The organism is Halomonas sp. Ps84H-12 (genome assembly GCF_024124725.1).
GTDB classification, from domain to species: Bacteria; Pseudomonadota; Gammaproteobacteria; order Pseudomonadales; family Halomonadaceae; genus Vreelandella; species Vreelandella aquamarina.
Window position 1 is genome coordinate 1 of record NZ_JAMXSJ010000028.1, and the last position, 18356, is coordinate 18356.

Sequence of the window (18356 nt, forward strand, 5' to 3'; positions counted from 1 at the left end):
ACTGCGGCTCCAGAGCGACGACCCTGGCGATGGTCTTCAAGCTGCTTCAGAGCGCCCAGAAGCGCTGGAAGCGGATCAAGGGGTTCAACAAGCTGGAGCTGGTCGTGAACAACGTCCAGTTCAAGGACGGCGAACCCTTGACCGATCAGTCAGACAGGACTGCCGCCTGACCGGCCATACACAGAATTTGACAATAACTCCTGATTTCCACCCTCATCATCAAAGGAGCTTCATCGCTTGCGACATTCCGTTAACACTCTCCAAGCTTAAGATCACTCTGCTTTTATTGAATGTTTCAATTCCCAAAGCTCCCACACATCATCTTTCTGGCCTCCGGCCTTCATATAAAACTGTTTGGCTGCCTCGTTATCTTTTAGTACCGTCCAAGCAATACGCGAAGCATAAATTTCCAAGGCGTGTTTCTCTATCTGAGCTAGAAGTGCTCTCCCAGCGCCTAGGGCGCGTGCATGCTTCGAAACAAACAACTCTTTAAGAACTAGTACTGGCTTGAGATCGTAAGTCCAAGGGACTTCATAGTGGACGGCGATACCAACGATATCGCCGTTCATTTCGGCTACGAACACCCCAAAGCGAGGGGAGTCACTGAGCCCGTTTTCGATAATGTCGGACTCTGCTACCTGGAATTGATCGATGTACCGCTCATATACTGCAAGTTCTCGCATCAAGCTCAGAACATCTTTGACATCGCAACGCTCAAATGGACGGACTGTAACTTGAGGGGCGCCGGGTGCGAGACTCATCGGATAAAACCTGGCTCTTTCCCAGATGCGAAGGGAAGGCCTTCATCTTCCCACCCTGTTATGCCACCAATCATTACCTTCACTGGTCTACCTAGCCGTGCCAGCTTGAGTGCTGCTTGGTCGGCACCGTTGCAATGCGGGCCCGCACAGTAGGTGACGAACAGCGTGTCTTGCGGCCAGTCAGTCATGCTTTCGGCTGTAATCTTTCGGTGCGGAAAGTGGATGGCACCTGGAATGTGGCGGCGCTCGTAGTCTTGGGGTGCCCCAACGACATGTAGAAGCACGAAGTCTTGCTCTGAACTCTTAAGTGCTATTGCCACGTCTGCGCAGTCTGTTTCAACAGATAGCCGCCTCAAAAAATGTTCTATTGCCACTTCTGAAGATGCGGCTGGTATATCGGCTACGAAGCTCATAGTTTTCTCCACCAGTTGGGTTAACCAATAGCCTATGAGAGTTGTGTTGAGCCTGGTAGATGGCAGTTTTGCCATGTATGCTCAAAATCATGCCAAAATCAGATCATGCACGAAAGCTTGCCAACCCTCTTGTCGTCGTCATCGCTTACGACGGTCTATGTACGTTTGAGCTTGGTGTGGCAGTAGAAGTATTCGGCTTGCCACGGCCTGAGATGGGGGAAAACTGGTACCGATTTGAAATAGCCGGTATTGACCCAGGCGAGATGCGAGCAATAGGTGGAATGCGTGTTGTCGTCGATGCTGGAGTAGAAGCCATTGAGCAGGCTGGCACTATTATTATACCCGGCTGGCGTGGTGCTACGGAGCCTGTTCCAGCGACTCTAATCAAGGCGATATGCAAGGCACATGCTAACGGTGCTCGGGTGCTCTCGATATGTTCGGGAGTTTTTGTCTTGGCTGAAGCGGGACTGCTCAACGGTCGGCGAGCTACGACGCACTGGCGCTACACAGATACTTTAAGTCAGCGTTACCCTGAAATTACAGTCGAGCCAGATGTTCTTTATATCGATGAAGGAGATGTAATGACGTCGGCTGGTAGTGCCGCTGGCATTGATCTCTGCCTGCACTTAGTACGTCGTGATCATGGTATGCAGGCAGCCAATATGGTCGCTAGGCGTTTGGTCGTCCCTCCGCACAGAGATGGCGGACAGGCTCAGTTCATTGAGCGCGCAGTGCCTTCTTTATATGAAAGTTCTCGGATCGGGCCACTCCTTGACCATATACGAGAGAAGCTTGATGGTAATTACACTGTCGCAAGTATGGCTAGCATTGTCGGAATGAGTTCTCGAACCTTTCTACGGCGCTTCGAGGCTGCGACAGGTACCACTCCTGCGAAATGGCTTCTTACAGAGCGTCTGGAAAAGGCTCGATGTCTTCTTGAAAGCTCCACGATGACTATCGAGCAGATAGCCAGAGCTTCTGGGTTTGGATCGACTGCGAATTTGCGGCATCACTTTCGTCAACAACTATTAACGACTCCTACAGCTTATCGGGAAATGTTTCAGAGTGCGTTAGATCAGTAATTTCAAAGCTAAGGTGGCCTTTAAATTTAGCTGACTGGTAGTTTGCCGCCTTGGTCTTAAAGTGAGAGCAAGTAAAAGATATGAATCTACTCTTCCTAGGCACCTCCGCCGGTGTACCCACCAAAACAAGAAACGTCTCCGGCATCGCCCTGCGCGAGAGCAAAGGCAAGGGCTGGTATCTGGTCGATTGCGGGGAGGGCACTCAGCATCAGGTGTTGCACACCAGGCTGTCGTTTCATTCGCTGAAGGCCATTTTGATTACCCATGTGCACGGCGACCACTGCTACGGGCTGCCGGGCATTCTGGCCAGTGCGGCCATGGGTGGGCGCACGGCGCCGCTGACCCTTGTGGCACCCAAGGGTATCCAAACCTGGCTGGAAGCGACCTGTGAGGTCACACAGCTTTGCCTGCCCTTCGCGCTGGAATTCATCTGCGCCGATGACCTGCCCAGCATCGAATTCGAGAATATGGCGGTGGAAACGTGTGCGCTTTCCCATCGCGTGCCGTGCTACGCCTATACGTTCACCGAGCGCAACGTGGAGGCCGCCCTGGATGTGGATAAATTGGATCGGCAAGGCATCCCCAGAGGGCCGTTGTGGGGGCAGTTGAAGCAGGGCGTTGATATAACGTTCGAAGGCAAGCCACTGCGCAGCCAGGATTACCTGCTGTTCAAACACGCCCCCAGAAAAGTGGTGATTGCCGGGGACAACGACCGGCCCGAGCTGTTGGCGCAAGCCTGCGCTGGGGCGCAGGTGCTGGTGCACGAAGCCACCTACACCGAAGCGATGGCCGAGAAAGCCGGTGAGGTAGGGCATAGCTACGGCAAGCAGGTGGCGGCGTTTGCCGAGCAGGTCACGCTGCCCAATTTGGTGCTCACCCATTTTAGCCCCCGCTACCCGCTCATTTCCCATACCGTGCCTTCCATCGAGGATATCCAACGCGAGGCGCAAAGCGTTTACTCAGGCGCGCTCTTCCTGGCGCAGGACTTTAGCGAGTACCACCTGGATAAAGCGGGCCATGTCACCGAGCAAACCCAGGAGCCACCTGGTTAATCGTTGCTTGCAAGTGAGTTTGGCGTTGGACTTGGCGGTGCGGTCTCGGCATAGTGCCCCTCGAAGAGTACGACTTAAGTCGCTGAGCTGTCCGTGCTGCGGCCATGTCTCGGCGGATAACCGGAAAACGCAGGCGCAATTCTTGTGCGTTGAATGCGGTTTCGAGGAAAACGCCGACGTGGTTGGGGCGATCAATGTGTTAAGGGCGGGGCACGCCCGGTTCGCCTGTGAAGTGAGCGGTGCAGTAATGCCGCCAGCAGCAGGAACCCACCGAAGCGACTCAGGAGCGGCTCAATGCCTCCACTGAGCGCCGTAGGAATCTCCGGCCTTCAGCCGGGGAGGATACAAAGGGTCGTGTTTACCGGAGACCTGGAGTGGGCGGATTGAGGCAGTGGCATGGCCATAACTGCCGGATGTTACCCATGATGAATGAACCCAAAGGAGACACCCCATGCAAAAGGTAAGAATCGATCTGGTATCCGATGTGGCCTGCCCGTGGTGTGCGATTGGCTATCGGCGCCTGGAACAGGCGTTGGAGGTGCTCGCTGGCGAAATAGAGGTCGAGCTGGTCTGGCAGCCTTTCGAACTGAATCGGGACATGCCGCCCGAGGGCGAGCCGATTCTGGAGCATCTATGCCGCAAGTACGGCAAGGACGCGGCCACCATGGAACAGTCCCAGCGCGAGATCATGGCCGCCGCCGAAGCGCTGGGCCTGAATTTCCGTGGCGCGCTGGAGCGCCGAGCGAACAACACCTTCGCCGCGCACCGTGTGCTGGCCTGGGCAGGCACGCAGCATCAGGAAACGGCGCTTCAACTGGCGCTGTTCGAGGCCTACTTCGGCGAGGCGAAAAACCCCGCCGACCCCTTGGTGCTTCGCGAAAAAGCTATCGAGGTGGGGCTGGATGGCGACACCGCCGAAGACATTGCCCGCTCTGACCAGTACGCGGAGGAAGTACGTGAAGCCGAGCAGCGCTTTATGGACATGGGCGTCAGTGCCGTGCCGGGCTTCATTCTCGATGGCCGCTACCTGATTTCCGGCGCCCAACCCGCCGATGTGCTGGTCGATGCGCTGCGTCAGGTGGCCGAGGAAAACGCCAGCGGCTAATGTGTGAAAAGCGCTGCCTGAAGTATGTGGTATCGGGATCCGGTGGGCGACGAAGGTCTGCGCCGCTGGCTGACAGTCGTGCTTACCGGAGATCTGGAGTAGCCAGATTGAGCTTTCACAACCAACAATGCAACGAGTAAGGGAGTCATAATGCAAAGGATGCAAGTACGCCCGTTGATGGCCAGTTTGTTGGCACTATTGGGGTTATGGATGGCGCTACATCCACTACCAGATGCCGCCGTTTCCCTGTCGATCGCTCTGGCTGGCCAAGAGGACATTTCTTCAAGCGTATTGATGGCTCAGTTTGTGCATTTTTTTAGCAATAGTTTGATCGGGCTGAGCCTTATTCTGTGGCGTGAGGCATTGAGCCGATGGCTGGTGCCGCAAGGGTCAGGTGTATTGGTAAGCCCCCGAGCCTGCATGGCGGTGGGGACAGCGCTCATGGGTATTTATTTTATCGCTGCTGGCACGGTGCTGTTGGGGGAGTTTCTCGCGCAACAGCGGCCAAACGCTAGCGCTTACTTATTAGGGCGTGGGGGGACCTCCGTAGTCGTGGGAGCCGTTTTGCTTTTAAGCTCAGCGGGGGGCAGCCGATTATGGGCGCTACTGTTAAAACTGCGAAGTGCCGGATGGCGGTAAGCATTTGAGCCTCTGATAGAGTCCGAAGCCTTGTCTGCTGCCTTCGCAATACACTCTCTTTCTTGTGACCAGAAGGTGGAAGTGCATCCATGAAAACCATCGGCTTGATCGGCGGCATGAGCTGGGAGTCCACCCAAACCTACTACCGCCTCGTCAACCAGCATGTGCGCACGGCGCTGGGCGGGCTGCACTCTGCCAAAGTGGTGCTGTACAGCGTGGATTTTGCCGACATCGAGGCGCTGCAGCATCAGGGCGACTGGCAGGCCACCGCCGAGATACTGGGGGCAGCGGGTAAAGCAGTCGAGGCGGCCGGGGCTGATTTTCTGGTGCTGTGTACTAACACCATGCACAAGGTGGCTGAGCCGCTGGAAGCGGCGGTATCCATTCCGCTACTGCATATCGCCGGCGCCACAGCCCAGGTGCTGCAACGCCAGGGGATTGCCTGCGTAGGCTTGCTGGGCACGCGGTTCACCATGGAGCAGGCGTTTTATATCGAGCGTTTGCAGCGCCACGGTATCGAAGTAGTGGTGCCTACCGAACCAAAGCGCGAGCGCGTGCACACGGTGATCTACCAGGAGCTGTGCCTGGGCGTGGTGAAAGCAGAGGCCAAAGCCGACTACCTGGCGATCATCGAGGCGCTTGCCGAGCGCGGCGCGCAGGGGGTGATTCTGGGCTGCACCGAAATCGGCCTGCTGGTTCAGCAGGCCGACACTCCCGTGCCGCTCTTCGATACGACCGAGATTCATGCAGAGCAGGCGGTGCAGTGGGCGCTGGGGCATGGTTTTGTATAAAGCCTGCTGCAGTAACGGCGTTGCTTTCGGCTTTAGAATCTTGTTGAGTGAGTAAAAAAGGAATAATTTATACTCATGAACGAGTTCGAGTTTGACGTCAACAAAAGTCAGGCCAACCTGACAAAGCACGGTATTGATTTTGAAGCGGCACAAGCGCTGTGGAAGGATCCATATCTGCTAGAAATTCGCGCAAAATCCGAGGGCGAACCAAGGTTTTTGCTAATCGGTATGATCAGTGAAAAACATTGGTCGGCAGTCGTCACCTACCGAGAAGAGCGTATTCGGCTGATTTCTGTTAGACGCTCCCGCAAGAAGGAGGTAGACATCTATGAAAGCTAAAGAGTTCGATAAAAAATTCGATGAAAATCAATATGATGTTCTCGATGATCTAGACTTTTCCACTGCTCGACGGGTGAATCAGGAGCAAAAGCGGATTAACGTAGATTTTCCTGCATGGGTAGTGGAGTCACTAGACCGTGAGGCTGCGAGAATGGGTGTTACCCGCCAGTCGATTATCAAGGTTTGGTTAGTGGAGCGTCTGCAAGCTGAAGCGGCTCATAAACCTCATGGCCATAACTCAGTAGGGGGACCTCACTAGCGCTGGCCTCTTGGAGGCCAGCGCTCCACCGCTTACTCCAAAAACGCCCGCAGCGTATCGCTGGCTTGCTCGATGGCTACCACGCCATCCAGATGGCCTCGGTTGCCTTCCAGCGTTTCTAGCGTCACCTCAGTGCCGTCGGCTTCGATCAGCTCGGCGGTGCGGCGTACGCCCTCGGGGGCGAAGACCAAGTCGTTCTCGCTATACAGCATCAATGTGGGAGCTTCGATGGCGGCCAGCCCCGCTTCCAGCGAGTCGCCGTAGCCAGCCATGAAGGTCTGGTTGGCGCGCACCAGGTAGAGCAGGTGGTTGGCATCGGAAAGCGCCGCACGGGCGGCGGCGATGTCATCCAGGGTTTGTTCGATGGCATAGCGGGCGGTGATGTCCTGGGCAGGGTCGCGCGCGTCGTCGGCCCAGTCGCGGTTGAACGCTTCGTTGGCCCACTGCCAGTGGTTGGCATTGAGCGTCACCAGCTTCAGCCCACCTTGAACGGACTCAACCCATTGGCCTGCTGCATCATCATACGTTTAGCAAACGGCACTCGCTCGGCCAAATGCAGGCTGAGATCACCCAGTTGGCGGAGCGGCTTGGCCCCGGTGAAGAGGTGGTGGAAGCTGTCGGTGGCGGCAATCATCGCCTGGTTGGCCAAACGCCGGTGGCACTCGAAACGGTGCAGGCTGATGTGGTCGCCAGGGTCACGGCCTTTGATGATCAGCTCGGCCAGGGTGTCGGCGTCGTGCAGGCCGATGTTCAAGCCTTGACCTGCCAGCGGGTGCACCACGTGGGCGGCGTCGCCGATCAGCGCGAGCCGTTTGCCGATGTAGCGTTTGGCGTGCTGGCGCTTGATGGGGAAACTGGCCCGTGCCACCACCCGGGTCAATTTGCCCAGCCGTTTGGGGAAGGTGGTTTCTATGGCGTGTTGCAGGGCGTCGTTGGAAAGCTGTTCACGGGCCTTGGTGGCCTCATCGCTGTCGTACCACACCAACGAGGCGCGGTGGCCGGGCAGCGGCAGCATGGCCAGCGGGCCTGTGGGGGTAAAGTACTGCCAGCTGACATCCTGCTGGGGCAGCTCGGTCTCGACGTTGATGATCATCGCCCGCTGGTGGTAGTCGTAGCTGCTGGTGGAGATGCCTGCCAGCTCACGCAGGGTTGAACGTGCGCCATCTGCGGCCACCATCAACCGGGCGCTGAGGGTCTTGCCGTTGTCCAGCTCCAGCAGCCGATGGGTGCTGGCGGCCAGCGTACTCACCGGGGCACACTGGGTGTAGCAAGTGACGCTGGGAAGCTGCTCCAGGCGCTGCCAAAGGGCGTACTGCAGGGCGCGGTTTTCGATGAAAATACCGAAATCGTTCATGCCGCTGTCGTGGGCCGAGAACAGCGAGTGACCGCTGCCATCCAGGTTGGAGACATCGATGTGCCGGAACGGGCAGCAGCGCTCTCCCGGCAGGACCGCACCGCTGGCTTTCACGAACGCCAGCGAGCGGGCGTTGAGTGATGAAATACGCAGGTCGTAATCGCCGCTGGGGGGCGTGGGGGCGCTGGCGCGCTCTACCAGGCCAACCGACATGCCCGCCTGGCCCAGCCTGGCCGCCAGGGCCGCGCCCACCATGCCGCCGCCAACAATGACAATCTCGTGATCCCACTGCATGAGAGGCTCCTTAATCCGCTATCGAGGGCACATTGCATGTGCTTATATTGTCCTACAGTATCGTTGACTTGTCGCAGTATTGCCTAGGGTGATCCATTGACGCAGGCCGTGGAAAGTGTCGAAAAACGAGAGAGCAGCGAGGTAGCCGGGGAAGCACTGGCCGCCTTTATCAGGCGCTACCCCAAACTCTGGGTGATTACCGGGGCGGGCGTCAGCACCGACAGCGGAATCCCCGATTACCGCGATGCCGATGGCCAGTGGAAGCGCCCGCCGCCGGTGCAGCACGGCGATTTCATGAGTTCCTTCGCCGTTCGCCAGCGCTACTGGGCGCGAGCGCTGGTAGGCTTCAAGGCCATGCGTGAAGCCCAGGTGAGCGGCGCGCATCGTGCGTTGGCGAAGCTCGAGGCCATGGGCCATGTGGAGCTTCTCGTCACGCAAAACGTTGACCGTTTGCACCAGCGGGCAGGCTCAAAAAAGGTGATTGATCTGCACGGCAGGGCCGATGTGGTGGCCTGTATGGCCTGTGGCTATCAAATGATGCGCCACGCCATGCACAGTGAAATGGCGCGTATGAACCCAGCCTTTGCCGCGCTGGATGCCCGCCACGCGCCGGATGGCGATGCGGATCTGGAAACCGACTTTTCCACCTTTAACGTATTGGATTGCCCGCGCTGCAAGGGCATTCTCAAACCGCAGGTGGTCTATTACGGCGATGTGGTGCCCCCTGCGCGGCGGTTGGCGGCCCAGGCGGCGCTGCAGCAAGCCGACGCGGTGCTGGCAGTGGGCACGTCGTTGATGGTCTATTCCGGCTACCGCTTCTGCCGGGATGCCCACGCCATGGGCCTGCCCGTGGCATCGCTCTCGCTGGGCGTGACCCGTGCCGATGGGTTCTTGACCCACCAGTGGCGCGCGCCGCTAACGCCGGTGCTGGAATATGCGGTTGGGCGTCTGAAAAAGGGCTAACGTGTTTTGGATACCGGCGGGTTACTATCGAAGCGAGCAATTTCAAATTGGTTAAGAGGCTCTCTGCGACAGGCTATCGCCAATTACTTGAGTAAACTGCTAGGGTATTCCTAGACGATAAACTGAAAAGCGGAGTTGCCCGTGCTGACCTTTGAACACCAGTTTGCCACGCTGCCAGAGCCTTTATGGGTGGCTTGCCAGCCTACGCCCGTGGCGCAGCCCAGCCTGATCGCGTTTAACGATGACCTGGCCGCGCAGCTAGGCATGCAAACGCGGCCCGACGATGCCACGCTGGCCCAATGGTTCAGCGGTAACCAGCTACCGCCAGGGGCCGAGCCTAGAGCGCTGGGCTATGCCGGGCATCAGTTCGGTAATTTCGTGCCTCAGTTGGGCGATGGCCGGGCGCTGCTGCTGGGGGAAGTGGTGGATCAGCAGGGCCAGCGGCAGGACGTGCAGCTAAAAGGCAGCGGCCGCACGCCGTTTTCTCGGGGTGGCGATGGTCGTTCGCCCCTTGGCCCGGTGCTGCGGGAATATCTGGTGAGTGAATTTATGGCCGCCGTGGGCGTACCCACCACTCGCGCCTTGGCTGCCGTTGCCACCGGTGAGCGCGTGGTGCGCCAAATGGCCGAGCCGGGGGCTGTGCTTACCCGTGTGGCCAGCAGCCATATTCGCGTGGGCACGTTCCAGTTTGCCGCCGTTCGCCGCGATGAAAGCGCGCTCAAAGCGCTGGCCAATCATGTGATTACCCGCCACTACCCAGAGGCGGCCAACGCTGAGGACCCGTACCTGGCGCTGTTAGAAGCCGTTACCGCCCGCCAAGCGGCGCTAGTGGCGCGTTGGATGAGCTTGGGCTTTATTCACGGAGTGATGAACACCGATAACTGCAGCATTGCCGGTGAAACCATCGATTACGGCCCCTGCGCGTTTATGGAGCAGTTCGACCCGCAGAAGGTGTATAGCTCCATTGACCAGGGCGGGCGCTACGCCTTTGACAACCAGCCGGGTATTGCCCAGTGGAACCTGGCCCGCTTTGCCGAAACCCTGCTGCCGCTGATGCGCGCAGAGGGTGACACCGTGGTAGAGCAGGCCACCGAGGTGCTACGCGGCTTTACCTCCCGCTTTAGCGCCGAGCAGCGCCGCCTGCACGCTAATAAGCTAGGCCTCGCTCCAGAAAGCGATCGCGCCGCGCCGCTCATGGAAGCGCTGGAAATCCAGATGCATCAGGGCCGCATGGATATGACCGCCACCTTTGATGCGCTGACGCGCTATGCGCAAGCGCTGAGAAAGAACTCGTCAGCCCATTCCCAAAAAGAGGCGCTGCTAGCGCTGACCACTCAGCCCGATGGCCTTGCTGCTTGGCTGGCCGAGTGGGAAAACGCCCAGCAAGCGAGCCAGCAGCGTGAGCGCCTGGAGGCCATGCGCCGCGCCAACCCTGTGGTGATTCCCCGCAACCACCGCATTCAAGAGGTGATTGAAGCGGCAACAGAAGGCGATTTCGCGCCTTTCCACACGCTGCTCGCGGCGGTCACGCAGCCCTTCGATGAATCCGAAGAAGCGCGCCGCTTAGCCGCCCCGGCCACGGAAAGCGAGCAGGTGCTACGCACCTTTTGTGGTACTTGATTTAGATCAGCGAATATGGGCGGAAAACCCGTAGCGGGGGTCCTTCGCCAGGGATGGCGAAAGTAGCGTCCAGGGAGGGATTCACAGCGCCCCCGCCTAGGGTTTTGCTGCTCATCAGCGCTGCAGCACACCCTGTGATAAACTGTGCTTTTTTACAGTTAATGGCGGAGGCAAGGTCGGCCTGTGCGCAAAATCATTCACTGCGACTGTGACTGCTTCTATGCGGCGGTCGAGATGCGCGACAACCCCGCGTTAACCGATATCCCTATTGCCATTGGCGGCAGTGTGGAGCAGCGCGGTGTGGTCGCCACCTGTAACTACCCGGCGCGCAAGTTCGGCATTCACTCCGCGATGCCCATGGCTCAGGCGCTCAAACGTTGCCCCCATCTCACGGTGATTCGTGGCGACATGGCGAAGTACAAGGCCGTGGCACGCCAGGTGTTTGCCATCTACCGAGATGTGACCGAACTGATCGAGCCGCTCTCGCTGGACGAAGCCTTTCTGGATGTCTCGGAGGTCACGCTCCACCACGGCAGCGCCACCCGTATGGCCGAAGCCATTCGCCATCGGGTGAAGCAGGAAGTGGGCATTACCGTCTCGGCGGGTGTGGCACCCAACAAGTTTCTCGCCAAGATCGCCAGCGACTGGCGCAAGCCCGATGGGCTGTTTGTCATCACGCCAGACGATATCGACGCCTTCGTGCAGCAACTGCCGGTGAAAAAAATCCACGGGGTAGGGCCGCGCACCGCTGAAAAGCTGGCGGAGCTGGGTATTCAGACCGGCGCAGATCTGCGCGCCCGGCCACTGACCGAGCTGGTGGAGCGCTTTGGCCGCTTTGGACATCGCCTGCATGAGCTCAGCCACGGGCGCGATGAGCGCCCTGTTAAAACTCACCGCGAACGCAAGTCGATCAGCACCGAGCAAACCTACTCTCAAGATTTACCCACCTTGGAAGCCTGCCGTCGTCAGCTCCCCGAGCTGATTGGCGATTTAGAGCGCCGCTACGCTCGCCTAGACCCGGCCCCCGCCGTGCGCGGCGTAATGGTGAAGGTCAAATTCAACGACTTCACCCAAACCACCGTCGAACACGCCGACCCCGCACCCAACTTGGAACAGTTCGAAACCTTGCTGAACGTGGGATGGGCAAGGGGCGAGCGCCCCGTGCGCCTGCTGGGGGTGGGCTACCGCTTGGCGGAAGCGACCGCTGCCCAGCAGCTCTCGCTGTTTTAATTAGCCTGTTAACCCTTGGGTGGATTGACGGGTACTCGGGCTCGCGTTAAAACAGACGTATGATAGATAGCGCTTCTTCCCGTTAGCCTAACTGCGAGCCTGCCATGCCTGCCGATGCCACCCAACGCCCCCGCTTAGTGTTTGCCCATGCCAACGGCTTTCCCGGTTTGAGCTACCGCAGCCTGTTAGACCCGCTGGCAGAATCGTTCGATTTACACCCGCTAGATCGGCTAGGCCACCACCCGGACTACCCGGTGAATCACAACTGGGGCAACTTGGTAGAGGAGCTGCTTAGCTACCTCCCCGATACTGACGAGCCGTTGCTGGGCGTGGGGCATTCGCTGGGCGGCACGCTGATGGCCATGGCTGCGGATAAGCAGCCGGAGCGTTTTCGCGGTGTAATCATGCTCGACCCGCCGCTGATGCTGGGGCCAGACGCCTGGGCCATGAAAGCGGCCAAGCGCTTTGGGTTCATGGACCGTATCACCCCTGCGGGTAAAACCAAGGGGCGGCGCACGGTGTGGCCCAGCCGTGAGGCCATGGCGACCTCGCTGCGGCGGCGAGGGCTGTTTCGTCGCTTTACCCCCGAGGCACTCAACGACTACATTGAAGCAGGCACGCGACTACTGGACGACGGTAGCGCCGAGCTGACCTTCGACCCCAACATCGAGCTGGAGATTTTCCGCCACTTACCGGATCACCTCTCCAACCTGCCGCAGCGCGTGGGTGTGCCCATTCAATTGGTGGCGGGGCAGCAGTCGCACTTGATGACGCCTTCACGGCTCAAGCGCATCGCTCGTCGCGGGCTGCCGGTGAGTATGGTGCCCGGCACGCACATGTTCCCGATGGAACACCCGGAAGAGACACGCACGGCGATACTGGCCGCGTGGCAGCAGTTTCAAACGGTACAGCCATAGAAGCGATTAAGGAGGCGATATGTACCTTTCTGTACAGCTGAGCTACTACCCGCTGGCCGATGATTTCAAGCCAGTCGTCAAAGAGGTGGTCAAACGTTTAGAGGCCACCGGGCTGGAAGTTCACCCCAACCGAATGAGCACCCAGGTATTTGGCGAGTTCGATGAGGTGATGGCGGCACTGAGCGACGTGATGAAATGGTCGTTCGAGACCCACGGCAAAGCCGTGTTTACCGCTAACTTTTTAGAAGGTGACCGGCGGCCTCGGTAAATAACGCCATCGCGCGCGTGATGTTCTTCATAGCGCTAAAAAAGGCTCAATAACGTGCCCAGCGTTTCCATCCCCCGTTCGCTGCGCTGGGTCCAGGGGTGGCCATAGCTTAAGCGAATGCAGTGGCGAAACTGTTGGGTCGCGGAGAAAATGGGGCCTGGTGCGAGGCTAACGCCATGGTCGAGCGCTGTGCGAAATAGCTGCAGCGAATCCACGTGTTCGGGAAACTCCACCCAAAGGAAATAACCGCCCACAGGTCGGGTGATGCGCGTATGCGCAGGGAAGTAGCGATCTGCCGCCGCCAGCATACTGGTTTGTTGGGCTTCTAAGGCATGGCGAAGCTTGCGCAAATGGCGGTCGTAGCCACCGTGTTGTAAATAGTCAGCAATGGCGGCCTGGGCGGGGATAGAGGGGGAAATGGTGGTCATTAGTTTTAGCCGCGAGATCTCTTGGGCATAACGGCCGCCCGCTACCCAGCCCACCCGATAGCCGGGTGCCAAGCACTTCGAGAAAGAGCTGCAGTGAATCACTAAGCCCTCATCATCAAAGGCCTTAACGGGGGCGGGCGGCGTGCTGCCAAAATAGAGCTCGGCATACACGTCATCCTCTAGCATGGGCACTTGGTGCTGCTTTAATAACTGGTAAAGCACCTGTTTGCGCTCGTTGCTTAGGCTGGCGCCGATGGGGTTCTGCAGGTGGCTCATAAACCAGCAGGCTTTGATGGGCAGCGTCGCTAATCGCTCTGCCAGCACGTCTAGGTCAACCCCTTCCCGAGGGTGAACCGGAATTTCCACCGCACGTAGTTTGAGCCGCTCCAACACTTGTAGGCTGGCATAAAAAGCAGGTGACTCAATCGCGACCAAGTCCCCTGGCTGAGTCACGCACTGTAGGGCTAGATTGAGCGCCTCCATTGCACCATTGGTAATCACCAGTTCGTCCATCGGCAGCTGAATGCCACTCAGCATGTAGCGCAGAGCAATCTGCCGACACAGGTCGGTATGCCCGGTGGTCATATCAGCCACCACCTGTTGGGGCGAAAGCGCCCGCAAGCCACGTGTCATGCTGATACTTAAGCGAGAGAGTGGAAACAGCTCAGGGCTAGGGAAAGCCGAGCCAAAGGGCACCGTTTGGTCATCCTGCAGTGAGTCCAGCACCGAGAACACCAGCTCGCTGACCTGCACCTCCGCTGGGTCGGTGGGTTGTAGCGTGACGCGGGGTTCGTTGACCAAGCGCCGTGCGTGTTCACGAACAAAGTAGCCCGAGCGCGCTCGAGCGCTGATAAGCCCCTGGTTTTCCAGTAAGTAGTACGCCTGAAACACTGTCGACGGGCTAATGCCGTGATGGCGGCTCGCTTGGCGCACTGACGGAATGCGCTCGCCTGGTCCCAGTACGCCTTGGCGAATCAGTGTGGCTATTTCGTCGGCAAACTGTTCATAGCGTTTCATGGCATAAACTCGCTGGTGCTTGGCGCGGGTGCTTAGTGGGATCAACAGAATCGATACTCTCAATCAAAAGCATATCAAAACTGATACGGCTTTTTTCTCTAAAACTGCATCTGTTTTAGTGGTTGGCTGGGAGAGCATAGTAGCGGTTCATTCGGTGATGCCCCTCGACCGTATAGATCGCCACTCCCCCTTTTCTGGATATCGGTATGACGCAACGCATTCCACTGCAAGACCTAACCAGCGATGCAGCCGTTGAACACCATTCGCCTCAGGCGAAAACTACGGGTCGCTCGCCATCCACGTCTGGGCATATCTATGTGCGAGAGATACAGGGCTTTTTTCAGCGCATAAGGCGTTATTCCAACTGGCTGCTGATAGCGCTCTATATGGGCTTGCCATGGCTTCAGTGGGGTGACCGCCCCATGGTGTGGTTTGACCTCTCTGCCCAGGAGTTTCACCTCTTTGCAGCGACGTTTTACCCTCAGGACTTTATCCTGCTGACCTGGATTCTGGTGCTGTGCGCCTTTGGTCTGTTTTTGATCACGGTGGCAGCGGGGCGAGTGTGGTGTGGTTATAGTTGCCCACAAAGCGTATGGACGTTTCTGTTTATTTGGTTTGAGCACCGCCTGGAAGGACCAAGGCACCGTCGGATACGTCGCGACAACGCATCTAACACGCTGGGGTCGTTATGGCGAAAAGGCGCTAAACATACCGCTTGGCTACTGATTGCGTTGGTAACGGGCGTCACCTTCGTGGGATATTTTACGCCGGTGGGTGGGCTCGTAAGGGATCTATTCAGCCTAGAGGCGCACCCTTGGGCGCTTTTTTGGATCGGTTTTTTTACTCTGTTTACCTATCTGAACGCTGGCTGGTTGCGCCATCAGGTGTGTCTGCACATGTGCCCCTATGCACGCTTTCAGTCGGCCATGTTTGATAGCCATACGCTGATTGTTTCTTACGATTCCGCCCGTGGTGAGCCCCGCCGTGGTCATCGCAAAGAGGTCGCGGAAGCGGCTGCTGGGGACTGTATTGATTGCGAACTGTGCGTTCAGGTGTGCCCCACGGGGATCGATATTCGTGATGGCCTGCAGTATGAGTGTATTGGCTGCGCGGCGTGTATCGATGCCTGCGATAGCGTGATGGCGCGTATCGATAAGCCGCTGGGCCTGATTCGCTACACCACCGAGCGCGCGCTAGAGGGCAAACCTACGCGGTTTTGGCGACCTCAGCTGTTGGCTTATATGGCGGCACTGTTTTCTATGGTGGTTTTGTTGATCGGTTTCTTGAACGCCCGGGTGCCTATGGATGTAGAGGTCGCCCGAGATCGTCAGACGCTATTTGAAAGCACGGCCGAGGGGCGCATTATTAACTACTACACCGTGACGCTGCGCAATCAAGATACGAAGGAGCACCAATATGCGCTATCTGCCACCGGTTTGCCCGGCCTGCGTTTACAAGGAGCTGACACATTCGTCTTGGCCGCTAATGAAACGAGGCAGTTACGCGTGGCGCTCAATGCTGACGCGTCAGCGTTGACCCAGCCGAGCCACCCGGTGGTGCTGCACATCGCTGCGTTAGATGAGCCTTCGATCTCCTCTAACATCGAAACGCGGTTTTTGGGATCGACCCGTCAGTAAGAGGGAGGCTAAGTAGGTGTGAGAATAAGTGGGTGTGAGGATAAGTAGGTGTGAGGATAAGTAAGAATGAGGATAGATAAATGATAACCGTGCTGATTTTCTTGATGATATTCGTGGGCGTAACAGTCGCTTGGTACCAGATTTACCAAATGCACTTTAATATCAATACGCCTAACGGTGCGAAGCTTTCGGGTAATAAAAGTAGGCAACTGGATACGCTTACAGCTGCTCAGGAAACGTCGTTGGATGAGGCCGGTGCGTCACGCTTTGAAGAGGCAGCAACGCGCATCTTTGGACGTGGGTTTAACATAGCCGCCCTTCGCATTGCGTTCTCTCAGGAGGGGCGAGAGGCCTATGGGCTGCCGCTTCTGCGCTGCCAGAGAAAACTCACTCGTCCTTCGTCGCATCAGGCAGGAGAGGGCGGTGTTCGCGTGCGTCATCTGCGGTTGTTCAAGACGCGCTTGCCGTCCATCAACGTCAGGAATGCGTTCATCCTGGCGGTGATCGCAAACTGTGGGTTGGTTCAGCTACTGGCGGCGATGAGTGTGTATACCATTCACTACTCTGTGGACGTATCGGCATTGGCGTGGGTCAATCAACCGGTGATGATCCTATCGGCGATATGGGGTGTGGTGGTCTTGAATATCCTGATCTTCAAGCTCGATACCTATCTTCATGATCTTTATCAGGCGAGACAGTTGAATCAGCTAACGCCCCTGTTCAACTAAAAATAAGCCATGTCAAAACGACAACGCCGCCTCATGGGCGGCGTTGTGGGTAGTGCTACATACTCAGATCAGCGACTCCAGGCAGGACTCGATGATATCCAGACCTTCGTTCAGCACGTCGTCTTCGATGGTGACGGGCATCAGGAAGCGGATGGTGTTGCCGTACATGCCGCAGGAGAGCAGGATCAGACCCTCTTCACGGGCTTTTTTGCACAGCGCCGCCGCCAGCTCCGGGTTCGGGGTGCGGTCGGTTTTGTTGTTGACCAGCTCAAATGCTGCCATGGCGCCCATGTTCCGCACGTGGTCGATGCAATCGAACTTGCCTTGCCACTCGTTGAAGCGCGCCGCCAGTTTGTCGCCCAGCGCCTGGCTCTTCTCAAGGATATTTTCCTCTTCGAAGACTTCCATCACCGCCAGCGCGGCTGCGCAGGCGGTGGGGCTACCGGTGTAGGTGCCGCCCAGGGAGTTCGGGCCAGAGGCGTCCATCACTTTGTCGGTGCCCACGATGGCAGAGATCGGCATGCCGTCGGCCATGCTCTTGGCCATGGTCATCATGTCCGGCTCGACGCCGCTGTGCTCGATGGCGAACATCTTGCCGGTGCGGCCAAAGCCTGACTGCACTTCGTCGATGATCATCAGCATGCCGTGTTCATCGCAAATCTCGCGAATCTTCTTCAGGAAGCTGGTCGGAGCGGGGTAGAAGCCGCCTTCACCCAGCACCGGCTCAAGAATGATCGCGGCAGTGTCTTTAGGGTTGGCGTCGGTTTTCAACGTCATCTTCAGGCCGCGAATGGCCTCGTCTTCGCTGACGCCGTGGTAGGGCACCGGGTAGGGCGCGCGGAATACGGTGCCGGGCATCGGGCCGAAATCGGTCTGGTAGGGCGCGACCTTGCCGTTCATGGCCATGGTGTAGAAGGTACGGCCATGGTAGCCGCCATCGAAACAGATGACATTAGAGCGACCGGTAGCGGCGCGAGCGATCTTCACCGCGTTTTCCAGCGCCTCGGCACCAGAGTTGGCCAGCATCACCTTGGCGTGACCGCGCACGGGAACGAGATGGCTGAGCTTTTCGGCGACCTTGACGTAGCCTTCATAGGGCATAACCGTTTGGCAGGTGTGCATCACCTTATCCAACTGGGCTTTCACAGCGGCCACGACTTTGGGGTGACGATGCCCCACGTTCAAGACGCCGATACCGCCTGCGAAGTCGATAAAGCGGTTGCCGTCAGCGTCCCAGATCTCAGCGTTTTCGGCGCGGTCCGCAAAAGCGGTAGCGGGGCTTGCAGCGCCCGCCGCGACGTATTTCTGCTTTAGTTCGTTTAGCTCGGCATTGCTCATGACTCAGCTCCTTAAAGGATAGGGTGTAGCTCTAGCATAGTGCGCAATAGCGTTGATCACACTGATGACGATGCGATGACAATTCGATTGCGCCCTGCCTGCTTCGCCTGATACATCGCTT

21 protein-coding genes and 1 pseudogene are annotated in these 18356 nt (G+C 57.9%); 16 read left to right on the forward strand and 6 right to left on the reverse strand.

The genetic code is table 11. The features are described from left to right. Nucleotides 1-170, forward strand: a pseudogene (locus tag NH344_RS13470) (IS256 family transposase); the annotation flags it as partial. Between the two features lie 102 nt (nucleotides 171-272). On the opposite strand, the gene NH344_RS13475 reads toward NH344_RS13470, so the two are convergent. Next, nucleotides 273-761, reverse strand: coding sequence for a GNAT family N-acetyltransferase (locus NH344_RS13475; protein ID WP_044628902.1), 489 nt, complete (start codon nucleotides 759-761; stop codon nucleotides 273-275). Beyond that, complete coding sequence (locus NH344_RS13480) at nucleotides 758-1249, reverse strand: rhodanese-like domain-containing protein (RefSeq protein ID WP_230844934.1); 492 nt, start codon at nucleotides 1247-1249, stop codon at nucleotides 758-760. Before NH344_RS13480 ends, NH344_RS13475 begins: the two co-directional genes overlap by 4 nt. Here NH344_RS13480 and ftrA point away from each other — a divergent pair. The 8 genes from ftrA (at nucleotide 1234) to NH344_RS13515 (ending at nucleotide 6441) form a co-directional block, all read left to right on the forward strand. Then, a complete protein-coding gene (gene ftrA / locus NH344_RS13485; RefSeq protein WP_082051421.1) occupies nucleotides 1234-2256 on the forward strand; it encodes a transcriptional regulator FtrA in 1023 nt (340 codons plus the stop codon). The two genes, NH344_RS13480 and ftrA, sit on opposite strands and share 16 nt — an antisense overlap. An 80-nt stretch (nucleotides 2257-2336) precedes the next feature. Then, nucleotides 2337-3308, forward strand: a complete 972-nt coding sequence (locus NH344_RS13490) for a ribonuclease Z (protein WP_044628901.1) — start codon at nucleotides 2337-2339, stop codon at nucleotides 3306-3308. Further along, nucleotides 3274-3615 (forward strand): zinc ribbon domain-containing protein, encoded by a 342-nt coding sequence (locus tag NH344_RS18370; RefSeq protein ID WP_353956116.1) that lies wholly within the window; start codon nucleotides 3274-3276, stop codon nucleotides 3613-3615. Before NH344_RS13490 ends, NH344_RS18370 begins: the two co-directional genes overlap by 35 nt. 144 nt (nucleotides 3616-3759) lie before the next feature. Beyond that, on the forward strand, nucleotides 3760-4413 hold the full coding sequence (locus tag NH344_RS13495) for a DsbA family oxidoreductase (protein ID WP_213262742.1): 654 nt from the start codon (nucleotides 3760-3762) through the stop codon (nucleotides 4411-4413). Between the two features lie 150 nt (nucleotides 4414-4563). Continuing rightward, the gene (locus tag NH344_RS13500) at nucleotides 4564-5052 is read left to right on the forward strand and encodes a hypothetical protein (protein WP_213262741.1); all 489 of its coding nucleotides are present in this window, start codon (nucleotides 4564-4566) and stop codon (nucleotides 5050-5052) included. An 89-nt stretch (nucleotides 5053-5141) separates the two neighbouring features. Further along, the gene (locus tag NH344_RS13505) at nucleotides 5142-5843 is read left to right on the forward strand and encodes an aspartate/glutamate racemase family protein (RefSeq protein WP_137094293.1); all 702 of its coding nucleotides are present in this window, start codon (nucleotides 5142-5144) and stop codon (nucleotides 5841-5843) included. A gap of 75 nt (nucleotides 5844-5918) precedes the next feature. Next, nucleotides 5919-6182, forward strand: coding sequence for a BrnT family toxin (locus NH344_RS13510; protein WP_058578261.1), 264 nt, complete (start codon nucleotides 5919-5921; stop codon nucleotides 6180-6182). Then, the gene (locus NH344_RS13515) at nucleotides 6172-6441 is read left to right on the forward strand and encodes a CopG family transcriptional regulator (protein ID WP_137094295.1); all 270 of its coding nucleotides are present in this window, start codon (nucleotides 6172-6174) and stop codon (nucleotides 6439-6441) included. Before NH344_RS13510 ends, NH344_RS13515 begins: the two co-directional genes overlap by 11 nt. Before the next feature lie 32 nt (nucleotides 6442-6473). Here the strand turns inward: NH344_RS13515 and NH344_RS13520 are convergent, their stop codons facing one another. Together NH344_RS13520 and NH344_RS13525 are read right to left on the reverse strand one after the other, a co-directional pair. Continuing rightward, nucleotides 6474-6911, reverse strand: a complete 438-nt coding sequence (locus NH344_RS13520) for a hypothetical protein (RefSeq protein WP_230834494.1) — start codon at nucleotides 6909-6911, stop codon at nucleotides 6474-6476. A 5-nt stretch (nucleotides 6912-6916) separates the two neighbouring features. After that, nucleotides 6917-8089, reverse strand: a complete 1173-nt coding sequence (locus NH344_RS13525) for a UbiH/UbiF/VisC/COQ6 family ubiquinone biosynthesis hydroxylase (RefSeq protein ID WP_058578263.1) — start codon at nucleotides 8087-8089, stop codon at nucleotides 6917-6919. A gap of 96 nt (nucleotides 8090-8185) precedes the next feature. Between NH344_RS13525 and NH344_RS13530 the strand changes: the two genes are divergently transcribed. The 5 genes from NH344_RS13530 (at nucleotide 8186) to NH344_RS13550 (ending at nucleotide 13087) form a co-directional block, all read left to right on the forward strand. After that, a complete protein-coding gene (locus NH344_RS13530) occupies nucleotides 8186-9052 on the forward strand; it encodes an NAD-dependent protein deacetylase (protein WP_044628895.1) in 867 nt (288 codons plus the stop codon). 141 nt (nucleotides 9053-9193) lie between these two features. Continuing rightward, complete coding sequence (locus NH344_RS13535) at nucleotides 9194-10672, forward strand: protein adenylyltransferase SelO (protein ID WP_044628894.1); 1479 nt, start codon at nucleotides 9194-9196, stop codon at nucleotides 10670-10672. Between the two features lie 183 nt (nucleotides 10673-10855). Then, nucleotides 10856-11902, forward strand: a complete 1047-nt coding sequence (dinB, locus tag NH344_RS13540) for a DNA polymerase IV (RefSeq protein WP_044628893.1) — start codon at nucleotides 10856-10858, stop codon at nucleotides 11900-11902. A gap of 104 nt (nucleotides 11903-12006) precedes the next feature. Further along, nucleotides 12007-12819, forward strand: coding sequence for an alpha/beta hydrolase (locus NH344_RS13545; RefSeq protein WP_044628892.1), 813 nt, complete (start codon nucleotides 12007-12009; stop codon nucleotides 12817-12819). A 19-nt stretch (nucleotides 12820-12838) separates the two neighbouring features. After that, nucleotides 12839-13087 (forward strand): YkoF family thiamine/hydroxymethylpyrimidine-binding protein, encoded by a 249-nt coding sequence (locus NH344_RS13550; protein ID WP_008958845.1) that lies wholly within the window; start codon nucleotides 12839-12841, stop codon nucleotides 13085-13087. Nucleotides 13088-13122: 35 nt separating this feature from the next. Here NH344_RS13550 and mapR read toward each other — a convergent pair whose 3' ends face one another. Continuing rightward, the gene (gene mapR, locus NH344_RS13555) at nucleotides 13123-14532 is read right to left on the reverse strand and encodes a GntR family transcriptional regulator MpaR (protein WP_044628891.1); all 1410 of its coding nucleotides are present in this window, start codon (nucleotides 14530-14532) and stop codon (nucleotides 13123-13125) included. A 206-nt stretch (nucleotides 14533-14738) separates the two neighbouring features. On the opposite strand from mapR, the gene ccoG reads away from it, so the two are divergent. Together ccoG and NH344_RS13565 are read left to right on the forward strand one after the other, a co-directional pair. Then, on the forward strand, nucleotides 14739-16169 hold the full coding sequence (gene ccoG / locus NH344_RS13560; RefSeq protein ID WP_044628890.1) for a cytochrome c oxidase accessory protein CcoG: 1431 nt from the start codon (nucleotides 14739-14741) through the stop codon (nucleotides 16167-16169). 80 nt (nucleotides 16170-16249) lie between these two features. Next, nucleotides 16250-16897, forward strand: coding sequence for a hypothetical protein (locus tag NH344_RS13565; RefSeq protein ID WP_058578267.1), 648 nt, complete (start codon nucleotides 16250-16252; stop codon nucleotides 16895-16897). Nucleotides 16898-16960: 63 nt separating this feature from the next. On the opposite strand, the gene gabT is transcribed toward NH344_RS13565, so the two are convergent. Then, entirely contained in the window at nucleotides 16961-18235 is a 1275-nt protein-coding gene (gene gabT / locus NH344_RS13570; RefSeq protein ID WP_253028012.1) for a 4-aminobutyrate--2-oxoglutarate transaminase, read from the reverse strand. Nucleotides 18236-18356: the final 121 nt, after the last annotated feature.